Here is a 17726-nt window from a genome sequence, read left to right as displayed (position 1 = left end):
ACACAATTCATTTTCCATGATTAAAAAATCCAAACGATGCTGTCGGGACTGACCCCCGTTTCTGAGACAGGGATCAAAAAACCTTCAAACAGCCGATTGCCGATATTGTATCGGTGATTGGTTGTTTAGTTTCGTTTGGATACGAATATTGTTATAATAATAAATATATTCTTCAACAGTACGTTCTACGATGGCAGTCGAAGTTCGATTTATGCTGTTAAGATAGAATGTTTCAGACTTTAGTATGGAATGAAACGATTCGATAGAGGCATTATCAGCGGGCGTTCCTTTTCGGGACATACTCATGGTAATGCCTTTTGCTTTTACAGCTTCTTGGTACTTATAAGATGTGTACACCGACCCCTGATCACTGTGTAATATGCAGTTCTCAGGCAATGGTGGCAGCTGAGCGAGTGTCTCCAACACGAAAGCTGTATCTTGTTTATCTCCAATAGAGGACGCCACTACTTCGCCATTGCACAAATCTATTATACTGGAAAGATACATTAGTTTCTGACCATAAGGCAGGTATGTAATGTCGGTTACGAGCTTCTCAAGAGGACGATCAGACTGAAAGTTCCGATCCAATAAATTTTCTGCGACGGCATATGGCTGTCCAGTTTTCTTACGTTTCTTCACTTTAACCCGGCACTGCCATTGATTCTCCTGCATTACTCGCTGCACGACTTTGTGGTTAATGCATTGCTCCTGTCTCAGTAAGGCAGTAATCTTTCTGTAACCGTACCGATACTTGTGTTCTCGGCACAATATGCCAATTTGCGTTTTAAGTAGTTCTTTCGAATCGTCTTTCTCTTTGTTCTTCCAGCGATAATAAGATGCTCTCGAGATACCTAAATGTACACAAATATCCTGTATTGTCATTGTGTTATGCAGTGATTCTACAAGTTCGACTGCCGTTTCTCTATCAACTTCCTTTCCAATTCCTTGTACTTTTTTAAAACTTCATTTTGTTGCCTTAAAAATCGGTTCTCAGCTTGTAATTCCTCTACTTCTGAAGAATAGGCTGGCCCTTTCCCGTAGGTGTACTGCTTGCCAACTGGCTGTTCAAAACGATGCGTCTCTTCAGATTTATACCATCTGACCCATGTCTTCACTTGCGATCTACTCTTAATATTTAGTTCGTTCAAAATCTCTTTTACAGGTACGCCTGCCAAGCGCATTTCAACTGCCTTCATTTTTATCTCCACTGGATAACTGACTCTAGTTCCCATAGAAAAAACACCTCCAAGTATTATTTCGGATAACAATCGTCCGTTTTCAACCTTGAAGGTGTTTTTTATTTGTCTCAGCGTATGGGGTCAGTCCCGTCATAAAAACACAGGGTTGTTTGGATTTTTAATTGGCTAAACTATTTCAGCCTTAATTCTACTAATCATTCATCCCTCTGTTAAGCCCAGCTTGCACCCACAATGATCAAAAGAATAAACAAAACAACGATCAGATAAAATCCTGCATTTCCGTATCCGCCTGCACTCATGTTTGACACCTCCTGCTTCTGTGTTAGAACATCTTATGTTAGAAGCAGATGTATGGGTGGGCGAATACGAGAAAATAGGGTATTTAGGAAATTCTTAGATCGAGCTTTTTAAAAAGATGCTAGTCCACCTCCTTCTGGCATGAGCACAGCAATCAAGTTGGCCTCGGTCATTCACAAAGAACAGCCTCCCCCCTTCATGCCAATTCAAATTTGCGCAAAAAAAAACACCCCGAAGGATGTTTTTAATTAGTCTTCATTACCGCCGACAAAGAACATAAGGATGAAACGAACAAGCTCGGCTACAGCTACAAGCGCTGCTGCTACGTAAGTCATTGCTGCTGCATTCAATACTTTCTTCGTCGCCCGCTCTTCATCGTTACGGATGACGCCTGTCGATACAAGCTGCGTCATTGCCCGGTTAGAAGCGTTAAACTCGACCGGTAATGTAACTACTTGGAACAGTACCGCAACACTGAACAGTACAATACCGAACAATACAAAGTTCATAATACCTAACAGCGCACCAGCAATAATAAGAATGAAGGAAAGATTATTCCCCCAAGCTGCTGCTGGAGCAAGCGCTGTACGGAATTTCAAGAAGCCATATTCTTCTGCATCTTGCATTGCGTGTCCCACCTCGTGGGCAGATACAGCTGCAGCTGCCATGGAATGACCATGATAGTTGCTGCTGGAAAGACGGACAACTTTATGACGAGGATCATAGTGGTCAGACAATAGTCCGCGCGTCTCTTCAATTTGCACATCATATATGCCGTTATCATCTAAAATCTTTCTTGCGACTTGTGCACCAGTCATAAGCGATGACGTTTCTACTTTTGAATATTTCTTATACGTGCTTTTTACCTTCGATTGTGCCCATAAAGGGATAATCAGAAGCAGTGCTATATAGATAATATAAGCACCTAGTGACATTATGCATTCCTCCGTAAAATGGTTTATGGAACAACTTATTAAGGTCAATTTTAGTCAAGATTTCGAAAAAAATCAACTATTACGGTCCCTGTTCACACTTTTGTCATTTTCTGCTCGGTATTTTTTATAGCCGACATAAACCAATGTGCCGACAATGCTCGCACTAATACAAAGTATTCCCCAGAACTTTGTTGTATCATAACTGCTTTTTTCCGGGACAGTGACAGTGTACAAATACGCAGGCAGCGCATAATCTTGTTGGTCAAACGTTTGATTTAAATTGTCGTAAGATGACGATTGTGCCTCTGTACGCGATGGCTGCAGGAAATTAGTAACGTTGGCAACGATAAAAAAAGAGGCTGTCAGAACAACAATGACGAGAAGCAGCTTTTTCATCAGCATCCCCTCTTTTTTAGGTGTTCCTACAGGCTATGCAGTAATGATTAGTTGTATGACAACATACGCCTCAATTGACAGAATTATCTTTCCGCTGTGTGGCAGCATATCCGACCATAATGGAGACGATGCTCAGCCAGAACGTAAAATAACCAATTTCGTTACCATAATCTGCTGTCAGCCTTCCATAGATCGGCATCATGTCAAACACATAATCAATGATATCATTATGCAGAACGACGATAGCTGCAACAGCTAAGTGCTGAAGCTTCACTTTATAAAGCGGAGCATAAAGCAATCCTTGAACTGCCATCGCCAAATGAGACGCAATCAGCATGTACCCTTGCCCAGAAAGCGATCCATTCATAGCGAGTGTCAGCAGGTTCATGACAACCGCCCAGATGCCATACTTAAATAATGAAACAACAGCAAGTGCCTCAATATAGCCATTGTGCTTTCCAACAAGCAGCAGTCCTAAGAATATAGTGAAAAAGAGACTGGCTGTCGGACTGTCTGGAACAAAAGGCAGAAATACAGCCGGGGTTAATTCGAGCTGCCAGCCGTACCATATATAACCGTATATTGTTCCGAATAGGTTAACTAGAAATAAAAGCATGATTATGTACCGATGAAAAAGAAGCTGATAGATCATAGACGCGTCCTTCCCTAAAACTGTTATGTATTACTTTTCTATTTTAGCAGATAATTTCTTGTCTATCTGAATAATTAAAATAGAAACAAGAAAAAAGATGCGCAAATCTGCGCATCAATTTAAATGTGTTCAATTAAGTTTCCTTCTTCTTCTTTCAATTGTTTCATTGCCCTGCTAAGCAAGCGGAATTTCTTCTCATCTCTCTTATCAAGCGCTAAATCAATCGCTTCTTGCAACTTTCTCTTTTTGTATTGAAAGTGTGATGCATCAAGAAGTCTCGTTGCCAGCTGACGGTCTTCTTTTGTTACATAATGATCTTCCGGCAAGAAAGGATTGTCTTCCAGTACCGCAACATATTCCATGCTTTGATTGGCATTCTTGAAATTGAGTTGAATATAAACAGGGTCTTTCTTGTTCATGCGAATATCATGGAATGATTTCTCCGCATCAGTTGTGACAATATTGTCTTTATAAAACCGGAATGGTACTTCCTCTGAACAATGGGCTGATATGATGATTCCTCTGGGACTGAATCTTGCTTCACGAATAAAATGAACATTATCAAGAAATGAATCATGATTGATTAAGTAATTCAAGATCCAGACACTTTCCCTGCGCTTCAATTGGTAATTGTCTAAGAACCAGCGAATGAACGTTTTCTTATCCTGCATGGTAACGGAAATATGCATATGTGCCCCCTCCCAGAAAGCGAAATGATTTCAATTCAATACATTTATTGAGACAAGAGCCGATTGATATTCTCTTCCACTTCGATATCAGATGGCTCCAAACGAAGATACTCTTTTAGTATTTCGACAGCCTGTTGCATCCTCCCTTCTTCTAATAAGAAATATCCATATTCTTTTAGAAAATCGCTATCATCTTTGAAGTTAGTATATGCTTCCCCATAAGCGTTTAATGCCTCTTCAAACGATTCTGTTTCATTATAGGCGCGTGCCAATTCCCATCGATAAGCGGCATCTTCTTCATCTGTATCCAATACGTGCGTCAATAATTCAATGATTGCTTCATGGTCTTCATCTAACTTGAAGTTCTCAATCAGATAAAGAACGGCTTCTTTATAACCTGGATCGAGCGCAATTGCATGACGTACAAGGTAATAGCTGCGGTCATTCTTTCCAAGCTGTCTAGCAAGACGGCCTGCTGTAAAGTACAGCTTCTGGTTAAACTCATCCAATGACAACCCTTTTTCTGCCGTTTCAAATGCTTTTTCCATCAAACCTTCTTCTTCATACGCTTTTGCTAAGTATTCATAGACAGAAAGATAATCAGGTTCTTGCTTGACTAACTTTTCCCACGTACTGATTGCAATATCGTATCTGGATAATTTGAAAGCTGTAAAACCATAGCTGAACAGCTGTTCCACGTCATCTACATCTGTTTCTTGGTAGTAAGTCAAAGCCTTTTCAAATTCACCGGTAGCTGCATACGCTTCTGCAAGTCGGAGCGCGATATCAATATCACCCATTGCTGTTTGTATTTCGTATACCTTTTCATAATACGTAATTGCCTTCAAATAAGAACCAGTAGATAAAGCAAGTTCTCCTAACGCTAAATCGAGCACCGGCTCTGATGGATCGAAGCGTTTTGCTGCAAGCAGCTTCTGTTCTGCAACTTCAAATAATCCTTGTGCCTCATATAAATCGGCAAGCTGCATTTGAGCAGGAACATAAAATTCTTCATCTTCCACAATTTGATCTAGCTTATCGATTGCTTCTTGATCTTCATTTAAATCAATAAACAATTCAGCAAGCATCATTTTGAGTTCCATTTCGTCCGGAAACATCTGCTCCAATTGCAGCAAAACAGTTTTTGCTTCTTCGTGCAGTCCCCACTGTATATACAGTTCCGCTATCGTGAACTTTTCTTCTTCACTTGCAGAAGGCAAATACGCTTCCAACGTATCGACTGCTTCTTGAGGTTTGTCATTTTCCATAAGAGTTATTGCTTTACTTAATTCTTCCATTCTAAACACTTCCTTCTATTTAAAACGCCTATCGGCTTTTGCTTCTTTCTTCAGTGTAACCTATAGCTAGTGTTTACGCACAGCAAAAAAGCCTGATTCCCCTAAAAGGGAATCAGACATTATCTATTTTGAAGCATTTTTAAGTCGTTAAAGAAAGCCGGGTAAGAGATGTTGATACTGTCCGCATTCTTTAAATTCGTTTCTCCATTGGCAATTAAGCTGGCAATACTAATCATCATCCCAATACGATGATCACCAAAAGAGTCGGCTTCGGTTCCTTGCAGTGTTTGATTTCCCTTGATCACAAGTCCATCCGGCGTCGTGTCCAATTCTGCTCCGAAACTTCGCAGCGTGCTGGCGATTGCTTCAATACGATCACTTTCTTTGTAGCGCAGCTCTTCGGCATCCTTAATAACTGTTTCCCCTTCTGCCTGTGTTGCAAGCAAAGCTAAGATCGGCAGCTCATCAATCAGACGCGGAATAACATCGCCCCCGATTTCTGTTCCTTTCAAAGAACCGTATCGGACTGTAATATCACCAATCTTTTCCCCTGCTTCAGTCTGGTGCTCTTGAATTTCTATCGCAGCGTCCATGGATTGCATCACATCCAAAATGCCAGTTCGTGTTGAATTAAGTCCGACATTCTTTAAGGTGACGTGACTGCCAGGCACAAGACATGCGGCCACCAAGAAGAACGCGGCCGAGGAAATATCACCCGGCACGTACACATCAGCTGCTCGCAGTGTCTGTCCCCCCCGAATGGTAACAGTCGTCCCATTTACATCAACTTGCGCACCAAAGCTAGTGAGCATCTGTTCCGTATGGTCTCTTGTTTTCACGTCCTCCGATATCTTTGTCTCGCCTTCCGCTAATAAACCCGCCAATAATAATGCTGATTTCACTTGTGCACTTTTGACTGGCGTATGATAAGTCAGTTTAGATAGCTTTTGTCCATCAACTGCCAAAGGTAAAAATTTCCCTTCTTCGCGCCCGTTGATTTTTGCACCCATTTGCCGTAAAGGAAGCACAACACGATCCATTGGCCTTTTCGTCAAAGATTCATCACCATATGCAGTAATGTGAAATGGCAATGCTGCAAATACGCCAAGCAGCAGGCGGGCAGTAGTGCCAGAGTTGCCAAAGTTAATCGGTACGGTTGGTTCTTTAAAGCTATCTTTCCCGTCACTGTTGATGATAACCGTATTTCCTTCTTGCTCAATCGATACACCGAGCGCTCGAAACGCATCAATTGTCCGGAGACAATCCTCTCCGTCCAGAAAATGACGAACAGTTGTCCGGCCTTTTGCAAGTGCCCCAAAAATAATGCTTCGATGTGAAATCGACTTATCACCTGGAACAGTAATAGTTCCAGTAAGTTCTTTTGCAGCCGGCTGCAGTTTTATATTTGTCAATTCTATCATCCTTTTAATCTTGTATCTTCACTTCGTAGCCGAATACTTCCAAAACACCTTTTGCCTTCAGCTGCATCTTTTGTTCCGCAAAGCTGAGACGAAGCACACCTGTCAGCCCTTCGCGAAGTTCGAGTATTTGAATGTTGACAATGCTCAAGCCAGCATCCGCTATGATAGCAAGTACTTTTTGCATGGCACCTGGCTGATCAGTAATGTCGACGTATAAATCAAAATAACCTGGGATGGCACCTTTTTTCCGAGGTTCTAGTCCATCTCGATATTTTTTTGCATCGGTAAGATACGTATGAATTTCATCACGATTATCCTCCGCAAGAAGTGTACGAAGAGTTTGCATTTCCTCTATCCAATCATCTAGAAGCACGGCTATTTTTTCTTTGTTTTGGAAGAAAATATCCTGCCACATGCCCGGATTACTAGAAGCAATACGTGTAATATCCCGAAATCCTCCTGCGGCAAGCTTTGGCAAAAAGCTATGTTTCACTTCCCATTTTTTCGCTTGCTGGACGAGTGCAGATGCAATCAGATGCGGAAAATGTGAGACAACGCCTGTCATCTCGTCATGCTCCTCCGCCGTTAACGTGATAAACGTACTTTTCGTTCCAGATAACAGTTGTTTCAGCCTGTCAATATGCACATCGGTTGCTTGCTGCACCGGTGTCATCACATAAATCGCGTTTTCAAAAAGATGCGCCTTGGAGGCTTCAATGCCATGTTTATGAGAACCAGCCATCGGATGACCGCCGACAAATGTTATTTTATCCGAGCGCATAGCAGCTGCCTGCTGAAATATCGGCCCCTTAACAGAAGAAACGTCTGTAACTAACACGTCCTTTTGCAAATCCATACTGTCGAGCTGCAGAAGCAGCTCAACAGATTTGGAAACAGGAGCTGCTAACAGAATAATGTCAGCCTTACTGGCAGCTTCTTGAAAGGAAGTCATTGCTTCATCAATAATTTGATGCTGAAGTGCATATGCCAATGTACTTTCCCGCTGGTCCACTCCAATTAGATGGACATCTTGATGCATGTGAATATTTCGAGCAAGTGAGCCGCCAATTAAACCGAGTCCTGCAATTACAACGGTCTCCATTTTAGCTTTCTTTCACACTAGTCAGGTATTGGTCGAGCAATACAGTAAAGTCTGTCATATCTTTTTCATTGCCAATCGTGATGCGGACACTGTTCGGAATGCCGAGCGCATCACCGGAACGGATAATATACCCTTTGGACAGCATATGCTGGAACAGTTCATCTCCGCTAACAGGCAAGTCATAGATTAAGACAAAGTTTGTATGTGATTCAAAGTACTTGATGTGATGAGCATCACAGAATGCTAAGAAACTATGTTTTACTTGATTGTTCTTAGCAATTGATTCTTTTATGAACTGCTGATCATCAAGTGCGACAATGGCGGCTTTTTGAGCGATGGTAGTATTGTTGAATGGACTTCTGACCACATTTATTTTATGGATCACATCCGGATGACCAATCCCATAACCGACACGAAGGGCAGCTAATCCATATGCTTTTGAAAAAGTCCGAAGCGTTAGTAAATTCGGATATGTATCTAGGGCAGCTAATGTGTCAAAATAATCATCTGTTTCCAAGAATTCGATGTAAGCTTCATCAGCTACAACAAGCACTTCCGGAGGAACCTGGCGAATGAAGTTCTCAAAATCGGCTTTGCTAATATGGTTGCCAGTTGGGTTGTTTGGCGTACACAACCATACGATACCCGTTTTTTCATCGATTGCATCCAGCATTGCGGGCAGATCATGGAATCCATTTATTGTTTCAATGGACCGGACTTCTGCCCCTTCAATTAGAGCATGATGCGGATATTGAGAGAAAGATGGATGTGCCATTACGGTGTTTAACCCAGGCGCAAGGAAAGTACGGCAAAGCATCATAATAATTTCATCGGAGCCAGCACCCAATACAAGCTGATCCAGATTAACACCAAAACATGCTGCCAGCTTTTCCTTCAGTGCTGTACCGTAACCATCGGGGTAAATCTCCTGCTCATCAGCAAAAGTTGGCAGCGCCTCTCTTACTTTTGCAGAAAAACCATACGGATTTTCGTTGGAAGCTAGTTTTACAATTCGTTTCAATCCGAATTCTTTACGAACTTCTTCCATCGGCTTTCCTGGTTTGTAGGCTGTCAATTCATTTAATATCTGTTTTGCTTTCATTGATGCTCCTCCTTTAGGTCTGGACGCAACTTGATTGCTTGCCCGTGGTAAACGTGATGAATATCCGGCTGTGACAAATCCGTATTTGCTGTCAGCATGACTCGAATACATTTTGACAGGCCGCTCTCGATAGCAAGCTCTTGCATGCACATGACAGGAACATATGTCCAGTCATCGCGAAACAAACGCAATGCCTTTGCCGGGAACGTTTTCGTTAGATCAGGCGTTGCCGAAATTAACACTTGTACAACATCTTCAGGTTCGATGTTGTTCTTGGATACCATTTCTTCTAGCATAGCTGCTGTTGCTTCAATTATTTGTTCCTCCTCATTCTCCTGTACAGTCGTTGCCCCGCGGACTCCACGTATCATGCTCGGCTCATCCTTTCAAGGAAAGATGTAACGGCACGAGAAAGCGTATCGTGATCTACCTTCTCTGTTACCGGCTTTCCGATTTCTCGCAGCAGTACCATATGTACTTCTTTGTTCTCGGACTTCTTATCCATCTGCATTCTTTTGATAAGTCTTTCAGCTGAAAATTCAGGTAATTGTAAAGGGTATTCATTTCGTTCGAGCCAGCTGCGGAATGCATCCAGCTGTAAGTCTGTGCCAAATTTCTCTTCGCTTAATTCCAAGGCAAACAACATGCCGATGGCAACTGCTTCTCCGTGTGTAAAGGTGCCGTAACCAGCTTCAGCTTCGATAGCATGACCAAGTGTATGACCAAGGTTTAAAAACTTTCGCAGATCTTTTTCTTTCTCATCCGCTTCGACAATTTTTGTTTTCACTTGAATACCATGAGATAAATCCCGTATAAGCTGTGCTTGGTTTTCTTTATCGAGCTGTTTTCTTTCAAGCAGTTCATGCAGGAAATCTGTATCACCGATATAGGCTTCCTTCATTAACTCAGCGTACCCGCTGCGCACTTCTTTTTCTGGCAGTGTTGAAATTGTTTCTACATCGTAAACAACAGCTGTCGGCGGATAGAAACTTCCAATTAGGTTCTTACCCGTTTCATGATTGATGGCCACCTTCCCGCCAACACTGGAATCATGAGCAAGAATAGTTGTAGGAAGCTGAACAAAGTCGATACCGCGCATATACGTACTTGCGACAAAACCAGCTAAGTCACCAATCACGCCGCCGCCGAGTGCAAGGACTAGTGCTTTGCGGTCCAGCCCTGCCTCGAACATGCTGTCTAATAGTTCAAAATACATATCCTTGCTCTTCGCTGCCTCACCCGGCTCAATAATCTTGACCGTAACATTGGCTGCCGGCTGAAGCGAAGCTACATACTCGTCCAGATAATGAGGGGCAATGGAAGTGTCCGTCACGACAAATACGGACTGATAGGGTTTTGGCAGGAATGCAGCTAGATTATGCCGGATACCTGCCCCTACAGAAACGTTGTAACTTGACTGACTTGCTTGGACTGTAATTTGTTCCATTAAAACACCCGGATTTCTTCCCGGTAATTTTTGATCGCTTCTTGCAGCTTTGGAAACTGATCATGCGGGAACTGTTCTAAAATCGCCTTTGCAATTTCAAATGCAACAACGTGCTCCATTACCAATGCAGCAGCTGGTACAGCACAGCTGTCGGACCGTTCGATACTCGCATTGAACGGCTCTTTCGTCTCGATGTCTACGCTTTGCAATGGTTTATAAAGTGTTGGAATAGGCTTCATGACACCTTTGACGACAAGCGGCATCCCCGTAGTCATCCCGCCTTCTAAACCACCAAGACGATTTGTCTTTCGGTAATATCCTCTTTCTTCTTCCCATGCGATTTCATCATGCACTTGACTTCCTGGCAATCTAGCAGCTTCAAAACCAATTCCGAATTCCACACCTTTGAATGCATTGATGCTCGATACGGCTCCAGCAATTCGTCCATCTAGCTTACGATCATAATGAACATAAGATCCAATTCCAGCTGGAAGACCTTCTACGTAAACTTCCACGACACCACCAATGGAGTCACCATCTTTTTTCGCTTGGTCAATTGCTACCACCATCTTTTCGGCAGCTTCTGGATCAAGACTGCGCACAGATGAAGCTCTGGAAATAGTGTTTCTTTCTTCGTATGTATATTCCGGATACTCAGCAGCTTTGATACCGGCTATTTCTTTTGTATAGCCGACAATATGTATATCAAGTTCTGCTAATATTTTCTTCGCAACCGCTCCAGCTGCCACGCGTGCAGCAGTCTCCCGAGCAGAAGATCTCTCCAGCACATTTCGCATATCACGATGGCCGTACTTTAAAGCTCCATTCAAATCAGCATGTCCAGGCCTCGGACGGCTGACAATACGGCGGACTGCCTGCGGATCTTCAACTGGGTCTTCCCCCATTACATCAATCCAATGCTTGAAATCATCGTTATGAATGACAAGAGCAATCGGCGAACCAAGCGTGTATCCGTGACGCACGCCGCCAACAATATCAACTAAGTCTTTTTCGATTTGCATGCGTTTTCCGCGGCCATGCCCCTTCTGTCTCTCTAACAAAGAAGCGTTGATATCAGCGGCAGTCAGCGGTAAATAGGAAGGAACACCTTCTAGGATAGTTGTTAGCTGTTTACCATGTGATTCACCTGCAGTTAAGTAGCGCATCTATATTCCTCCGTTGTTTGTAGTTCTTAGTAATTTTATTTACTATAACATAACTCGTTTCTTATGTGGGAACTATTCTGACAATATTTCCGTTTCTGTTTCTCGCATCTATTTTCTAGTCAAATTGTCAAATACCTGCCGAAGTTTTCCCATACGGGCTTCGACTTTTTGGGATGACGCTTCTACTGTATAACCATCTTCGATTAATTCTTTCATTAAGACAACTTTCTTAATCATGTAATAATCAAACCTTCTAGTGGTGTGTGCTTGTTCGTCGACACTCTTGATATACCCTTTGTCTTCCCAATAACGAAGCTTACGAATTGGTATATCGGTAATTTTGGCAACTTCTCCAATGGTCACCGCCATTTGCTTCAGCAGACTGTAATCAATGCCGTCCACTGTTTTCACCCCTTTGTCTTTAATTAATGCCTATTATACGGCATTTTTAACATTTGACAACTTATGAAGATTAGATATAATAATTGGAGATTAGTTACAAAAGGAGTACAATCATGCTTGTAAATTTAAGAACACACCGTATTGTTTGCAGCTTTGTTACTGCAGCAATTATGACTGCTATCATTTCTTTCACTTTAACAGTCGTTAATTCAGGGTTGCATGCTTTTTCTTATCATACTTGGTTCCGCTCTTGGATTATCGCTTTCCTGCTTGTATTTACCGTATCTTTCTTCCTTCCGAAATTTGTACATCGCCACGTATCAAAAATTGTGAGAATTAAGGAATAGAAAAAAACCAAACGTGCTGTGATTTAAATCGCAGTATCGTTTGGTTTTTAATAGCTATAAGAGCATTTTCTTATTGTTTTTGATAAAAGAATGTATCTACAGCTTTCATTCCATATACACTAGGATTAAATATTTGCTCAGTGCTGCCGACAAAAAGATAGCCGTTGTTTGCCAGCGATTTGCTGAATTTATGGTAAATGTTTGCCTTGGCTTCTTCTGTGAAATAAATAAGCACATTTCGGCAAATGATCAAATCATAATTTGTGTCGTAAGCGTCCGCAAGTAAATTATGCTGCTTAAATTGAATGTGCTGCTTTAACTCGTCTTTGATTTGATAAATCGGACCATCTTGGGTAAAGTATGCAGATTTGATGGCAGCCGGCATTTCTTTTAAGGCTCGATCGGTATACTTTCCGTTTTGAGCTGTTTCCAACACACGCTGATCTAAATCTGTCGCATGAATCGTATAAGAAGTCCCTTTTGCATAACGATCTAAAAGAATAGCCAATGTGTAGGGCTCTTCGCCAGTAGAACAAGCAGCGCTCCATATTTTTAAAGGCTTCTTTCTTCTCAGCAGTTCTGGGAGGATACGTTTTTCCAGCACTTCCCACCTTTGATAGTTGCGGTAAAATTCAGACACATTAATTGTCATCCGGTCTAGGAACTCATCCATTAACGAAGCATCTCCGCGTATCGCATGGACATATGTCTTGAAATCTGCAAATCCCTTTTTCTCTCGTAGTGTAGTTAATCGCCTTTTCATTTGGGCTTCCTTATATTGCGACAAATCAATGCCTGTACTTCCTTTTATCTGTTCTACAAAATATTCATAATCAGCTGACATGTTACGTTTCCCCTGTCTGTCTATATGTATGTAGTTCTATCATACTGTATAACAGGAATACTTGGTAGCTGAAAATAATAAAAAAGTAGCAGATATTGTTGCTAGTTATACAATTAGAACAATCGACTAGGATAAAATTAAAGGTGCAGGAGATATCCTAAAAAGTACAATTTCCCAAATAGAACAGGGGAGAAGATGCCAACTACTTCACATCTCCTCTCCTTTTTACGGTTTGCCATTTTAAAAGTTTGTAGACCCTTATCAAGCTCTTTGCAATATTTTTGAAGGAAGTAAAGATACCCGGAAACCTAACTTAGATAAAAAATATCATGAGATCTCAGAATTGGAAATCACCATCTTTCATTAATAAAACTTCCGCACTGCCTTCTTTCATCCCTACCACGTTCATATCTTCGGTACCAAAGGCCACATTGACTAACAAGAGGGACGTATTCAGTCCTGCTTCCTTCAACGCTTTCTCCGATAGGTTGCTGCCATGTTGTAGGTTGGAAGGAGAAGCGTTGCCGATGCCAATATGGCAGGTCGTATTTTCATCAAACAAGGTGTTGTAAAAAAGCATATTTGCCTGAGCAAGAGGAGAATGGTTAGAGGCCAAGGCAATTTCCCCTAGATAATGGGAACCTTCGTCTGTTTCGATGAGACGTTGTAACGCTTCCTGGCCAGTGGCGGCATCATAGGCTGTAATCCGCCCATCTTGAAAAATGATGGAAACATCATAGAGGACCCTTCCCTCATAGACAAGCGGTTTCGTGGCTACGAGTTTGCCATTCACCTTATCCTTATGGGGGGCCGAAAATATTTCCTCTGTGGGAATGTTCGGAAAGAACTGGATTCCCTGTGGATCTGTCACTCCGCCGCCGATAAAGACATGATTGTTAGGCATGCCGACAATCAAATCCGTTCCACGGCTATTGGTAAAATGCAGGGCGTCAAACTGGCGATCGTTTAGAAACGCTTTCCGCGACTCGAAGGATTGGTCATGATTTTCCCAGTCTTTGATAGCATTTGTTCCATCTGCCCGCGCTCCACTTAAGATGGCTTGCCATAACGATTGTACAGCTTCCTCTTTACTTACGTAAGGAAATACTTTCGCGGCCCATGAGAAGGACGGGACAGCTAGAAGACACCAGCGTACCTTGTGGGACCTAATCTTTGCATAATAATCCTCCAACTTGGTGCGGAAGGCCTTTTGAAAGCGGCTGATCCGTTCTGGGGAAACATCCTTAAAGACACCGAAGTTTTCAGAAATAATATGGATGTAAGCAGCACCCGCATCGTCCCACTCCTTAAAGCGGGTATGCTGCCAGTCAGGAAAGTGATCGATGGCATCATCTGAGGCATGTATATAAAATGCTTGGGTCGACTTTTCATCTGTCCAGTCCATCACCACATTTGAAGCCCCTGCTTCATAGGCTGCCGTTTGGATAAGACGTGCAAAAGTTACATTTTTTAAGTCACTATGAATAACCACTAATTGATTTCTTTGCACATTTACACCAATTCGTACCGCAAGCTCGGCATACTTTTGCAAATGTTCTTCACTAACGAGCTCATATATTCCTTTCATCATCACACACTCAGCTCCTAACATTTTATTCCTTGTTAAAAGGATAAATTGTCAAATAAAGTTAGACAAGTATCGCCTCATGAACGTGGTGCCATAATTGAATGATTTTCTTGGGATGTGATTTCTTCTGGAACCCACGGCGGAAACATGCAAAACATGCTGATCCCCCTATTGATGCCAAAATTAAATGTTCTTAGGCTGACTGAAATAAGGGGGTGGTTAAGTATTTATATCACCAGTGACAATAATTCTAACAGTAGGTATATTAATTGATTCCTTTGTCAAATCGACAAACAAAACATCACAACTAGCTAATTTTTTCTTCAATTGTTTAATAACATATCTACCCGCTTGGTTGACACTCTTTATTTTTGGGTTAGATTTATCTAGCATTGAAATATTTGATGTCTTTCCAATGAAGTCTCTTCGGCAACGAGATAATTATCTCTTGCCAGCCAACACTTGAACATAGAAGTTTATACTCAGTTAACGTAGGAAGTGTAATTGGACATAATAAAAATCCGAACTAAAATAAACTCTTATTCAAGAATTCATTAAAGTTCGGAATTTATTTCTAGCTAAAGAAGTTAGCTATATTCATTATTCATATAACCATTTTGCTGTAACTTGTTCGTAACTGAGCAGTTCATCCGCATCAAACATATTCGCGATTTCCCGTTCTGCACTTTCTGCACTGTCGGAACCATGGATGATATTGCGGCTCATCTCCACAGCATAGTCTCCTCTGATTGTACCCGGTGCTGCCTCTGTCGGTTTGGTAGCGCCAATCATGCTGCGAGTTAGCGCAATGGCGTCTTTACCTTCCCAAACCATAGCAAATACCGGTCCTGATGTTATGTAAGTAATTAGCGAACCAAAGAAAGGTTTACTTTCGTGTTCTTCATAATGTGTTTTAGCTTGCTCTTCCGTCACAACCATCATTTTACCAGCACAAAGCTTGAGACCCTTCTTTTCGAATCTCGTTACTATCTCACCAACTAGTCCGCGTTGCACGCCATCCGGCTTCACCATCAAAAATGTTTTTTCCATTGTGCAGCTGCTCCTTTTCGTGTACTTGCTGTCATCATATCAAACATGTAAGCGTTTTACAATCAGGAGCTGCGCTTACCGATATGTCTAGCAATTTGTTTTAATGTATTACGATCTCTTGTAGGCGGCAGCTTGTCCAATTCTTGATATGCTTTCTGTAAGTAACGATCACTCACCGCCAGTGAACGTTCAATGGCGTCTGACGATTTGATATGCTGAATGAATGGCTGTAATTTTTCCTGATTCAACTGTTCCGGATTACGAAATGCTTCCATTAGCCGTTCTTTAAAAGCAGCATCTTCACATGCTAATAAAGCAGGCAATGTCATATTTCCCTGCAGCAGATCGCCTCCGGCTGGTTTTCCCAAATCAGCTTCTGAAGAAGTAAAGTCAAGCACATCGTCGATGATTTGGTAGCTCATTCCCACATAATAGCCGTAACGATACAATGCCCGTTCATAAGCAAGCGGTGCACCAGAAGCTATTGCCCCAATTCGAGAACTTGCTGCTATTAGGATGGCTGTCTTACGCCGTATTCGTCGCAAATAATCTTTAACATGCTGTTCAATGCGATATTTATCTCTTATTTGTTCTACTTCACCTATACAAAGCTCCACAATCGTTTGCGAAAGAATTTGATGGGCACGAGGTTCTTTTAACCTGGATAAGTATTCCAAAGAACGGGCAAAGATGTAGTCACCTGCATACATGGCTACTTTGTTATCCCATTTTGCTTTCACAGTCGGTTTTCCGCGCCGGAGCTCTGCGTCATCAATAACATCATCATGCACGAGCGAAGCCATATGAATCAGCTCAAGTGTCACGGCTACCGTTTGAATACGCGGTAATTCGTATGTGCCGAATTTCCCGCTCAGCAAGACAAACACTGGGCGAATTCGTTTGCCGCCGGCACGTAAAAGCTGTACCGACGCATCCTCCAGGACTGGATGCTCCGCGCGAATTATATCAGTCATCGCATCCTCGATTTTGTCCAGGTCCTTTTTTATATATGAGTAAATCATCGGTAATTTCAATTCACGTCACCTTCATCCGTTCAAGACTGCTGCCAGCTTAGTCTTTTATTGCTGGCTTCTCCCCCATATGCATAGCAGCTACACCGCCTGTATATGTCTTAATCTTTACATTAGTCAACCCGGCTTGTTGGAATAAGCTCCGAAGTTCTTTCTTCCCAGGAAAGTCTTTTGCAGATTCCTGCAGCCAGCTGTATTCATCATAACTTTTAGCCAGTAGTTTCCCCAAGATTGGCATGATTCGCTTGAAATAAAAATAGTACGCTTGTTTGAATCCAATTGTTGTAGGCTGCGATGTTTCAAGACATACTACTTTACCGCCAGGCTTGACCACCCGATACATTTCTTTCAGCACTTGCAGATAATCAGGAACATTCCGCAGACCAAAACCAATCGTTACAAAGTCAAAGGTATTATCCTCAAAGGGAAGCTCCATTGCATTTCCCCAAGTAAATGTTAATTGTTCATGCGGCTTTTCTTCTATCTTTTTTTCCGCTACCGACAGCATGTTCTTGCTGAAATCGAGTCCAGTTACATGCCCTGTCGGTCCAACAGCTTTTGCAAGCGAAAATGACCAGTCTCCGGTGCCGCAGCATACGTCAAGCGCTGCATCTCCAAGCTGTACATTCATCTTCTTCATGACACTCCGTCTCCAAGCTCTATGGCGCCTGAAGGAAATGACAGAATTCATAAAATCATAGCGATCGTATATTTTTTCGAAAACGTGGTGTACACGCTGCTCTTTCGTCTCTTGTGCCAT

General features: G+C 42.1%; 20 protein-coding genes. 1 reads left to right on the top strand and 19 read right to left on the bottom strand.

From position 1 onward, the window contains the following. Positions 1-84 precede the first annotated feature (84 nt). The 14 genes from B1K52_RS13260 to B1K52_RS13190 form a co-directional block, all read right to left on the bottom strand. Positions 85-1232, bottom strand: a protein-coding gene (locus B1K52_RS13260) for an IS3 family transposase (RefSeq protein ID WP_143588887.1) whose coding sequence is annotated in 2 segments (ribosomal slippage) — positions 85-959 and positions 959-1232 — 1149 coding nt in all. Because the reading frame shifts where the segments join, the coding sequence is not laid out codon by codon here. Positions 1233-1408: 176 nt separating this feature from the next. Continuing rightward, complete coding sequence (locus B1K52_RS13250; protein ID WP_077309003.1) at positions 1409-1498, bottom strand: YjcZ family sporulation protein; 90 nt, start codon at positions 1496-1498, stop codon at positions 1409-1411. Positions 1499-1744: 246 nt separating this feature from the next. Next, positions 1745-2431, bottom strand: a complete 687-nt coding sequence (locus tag B1K52_RS13245) for a zinc metallopeptidase (protein ID WP_077309001.1) — start codon at positions 2429-2431, stop codon at positions 1745-1747. Positions 2432-2503: 72 nt separating this feature from the next. After that, positions 2504-2827, bottom strand: coding sequence for a sporulation protein YpjB (locus tag B1K52_RS13240; protein WP_179106550.1), 324 nt, complete (start codon positions 2825-2827; stop codon positions 2504-2506). Between the two features lie 70 nt (positions 2828-2897). Further along, complete coding sequence (locus B1K52_RS13235) at positions 2898-3479, bottom strand: lipoprotein heptaprenylglyceryl N-acetyltransferase LhaT (protein ID WP_077308997.1); 582 nt, start codon at positions 3477-3479, stop codon at positions 2898-2900. A 119-nt stretch (positions 3480-3598) separates the two neighbouring features. Continuing rightward, positions 3599-4168, bottom strand: a complete 570-nt coding sequence (locus tag B1K52_RS13230) for a ReoY family proteolytic degradation factor (protein ID WP_077308995.1) — start codon at positions 4166-4168, stop codon at positions 3599-3601. A 44-nt stretch (positions 4169-4212) separates the two neighbouring features. Continuing rightward, complete coding sequence (locus B1K52_RS13225; protein WP_077308993.1) at positions 4213-5466, bottom strand: tetratricopeptide repeat protein; 1254 nt, start codon at positions 5464-5466, stop codon at positions 4213-4215. A gap of 119 nt (positions 5467-5585) precedes the next feature. Next, positions 5586-6878 carry a 3-phosphoshikimate 1-carboxyvinyltransferase gene (gene aroA / locus B1K52_RS13220; protein WP_373022483.1) on the bottom strand — a complete coding sequence of 431 codons (1293 nt, stop codon included), beginning with the start codon at positions 6876-6878 and terminating at the stop codon, positions 5586-5588. Between the two features lie 13 nt (positions 6879-6891). Beyond that, positions 6892-7989 carry a prephenate dehydrogenase gene (locus B1K52_RS13215; RefSeq protein WP_077308989.1) on the bottom strand — a complete coding sequence of 366 codons (1098 nt, stop codon included), beginning with the start codon at positions 7987-7989 and terminating at the stop codon, positions 6892-6894. A 1-nt stretch (position 7990) separates the two neighbouring features. Then, positions 7991-9091: a histidinol-phosphate transaminase gene (gene hisC, locus B1K52_RS13210; protein ID WP_077308987.1), complete on the bottom strand. Its 1101-nt coding sequence runs from the start codon at positions 9089-9091 to the stop codon at positions 7991-7993. Then, positions 9088-9462, bottom strand: a complete 375-nt coding sequence (aroH, locus tag B1K52_RS13205) for a chorismate mutase (protein ID WP_077308984.1) — start codon at positions 9460-9462, stop codon at positions 9088-9090. The genes hisC and aroH overlap by 4 nt, the downstream gene beginning before the upstream one ends. After that, positions 9459-10538, bottom strand: coding sequence for a 3-dehydroquinate synthase (gene aroB, locus B1K52_RS13200; protein WP_077308982.1), 1080 nt, complete (start codon positions 10536-10538; stop codon positions 9459-9461). Before aroB ends, aroH begins: the two co-directional genes overlap by 4 nt. After that, on the bottom strand, positions 10538-11704 hold the full coding sequence (aroC, locus tag B1K52_RS13195; protein ID WP_077308980.1) for a chorismate synthase: 1167 nt from the start codon (positions 11702-11704) through the stop codon (positions 10538-10540). Before aroC ends, aroB begins: the two co-directional genes overlap by 1 nt. Positions 11705-11812: 108 nt before the next feature. Beyond that, a complete protein-coding gene (locus B1K52_RS13190) occupies positions 11813-12106 on the bottom strand; it encodes a MerR family transcriptional regulator (RefSeq protein ID WP_256855912.1) in 294 nt (97 codons plus the stop codon). A gap of 113 nt (positions 12107-12219) precedes the next feature. Between B1K52_RS13190 and B1K52_RS13185 the strand changes: the two genes are divergently transcribed. Then, positions 12220-12453, top strand: a complete 234-nt coding sequence (locus B1K52_RS13185; protein ID WP_077308978.1) for a DUF2798 domain-containing protein — start codon at positions 12220-12222, stop codon at positions 12451-12453. A gap of 70 nt (positions 12454-12523) precedes the next feature. On the opposite strand, the gene B1K52_RS13180 is transcribed toward B1K52_RS13185, so the two are convergent. The 5 genes from B1K52_RS13180 to menG all read right to left on the bottom strand — a co-directional run bounded on the left by B1K52_RS13180 (position 12524) and on the right by menG (position 17726). Next, the gene (locus B1K52_RS13180; RefSeq protein WP_077308976.1) at positions 12524-13297 is read right to left on the bottom strand and encodes a CheR family methyltransferase; all 774 of its coding nucleotides are present in this window, start codon (positions 13295-13297) and stop codon (positions 12524-12526) included. A gap of 337 nt (positions 13298-13634) precedes the next feature. After that, a complete protein-coding gene (locus B1K52_RS13175) occupies positions 13635-14888 on the bottom strand; it encodes an aminopeptidase (RefSeq protein ID WP_077308974.1) in 1254 nt (417 codons plus the stop codon). Between the two features lie 597 nt (positions 14889-15485). Further along, the gene (ndk, locus tag B1K52_RS13170; protein ID WP_077308972.1) at positions 15486-15935 is read right to left on the bottom strand and encodes a nucleoside-diphosphate kinase; all 450 of its coding nucleotides are present in this window, start codon (positions 15933-15935) and stop codon (positions 15486-15488) included. 62 nt (positions 15936-15997) lie between these two features. Beyond that, positions 15998-16969, bottom strand: a complete 972-nt coding sequence (gene hepT, locus B1K52_RS13165; protein ID WP_077308970.1) for a heptaprenyl diphosphate synthase component II — start codon at positions 16967-16969, stop codon at positions 15998-16000. A gap of 37 nt (positions 16970-17006) precedes the next feature. After that, on the bottom strand, positions 17007-17726 hold the full coding sequence (gene menG / locus B1K52_RS13160) for a demethylmenaquinone methyltransferase (RefSeq protein ID WP_077308968.1): 720 nt from the start codon (positions 17724-17726) through the stop codon (positions 17007-17009).

Source organism: Terribacillus halophilus (genome assembly GCF_900162685.1).
Taxonomy (GTDB): Bacteria; Bacillota; Bacilli; order Bacillales; family Amphibacillaceae; genus Terribacillus; species Terribacillus halophilus_A.
Note: the sequence above shows the minus strand (reverse complement) of the source record. Positions and strands in the feature narration are given on the sequence as shown.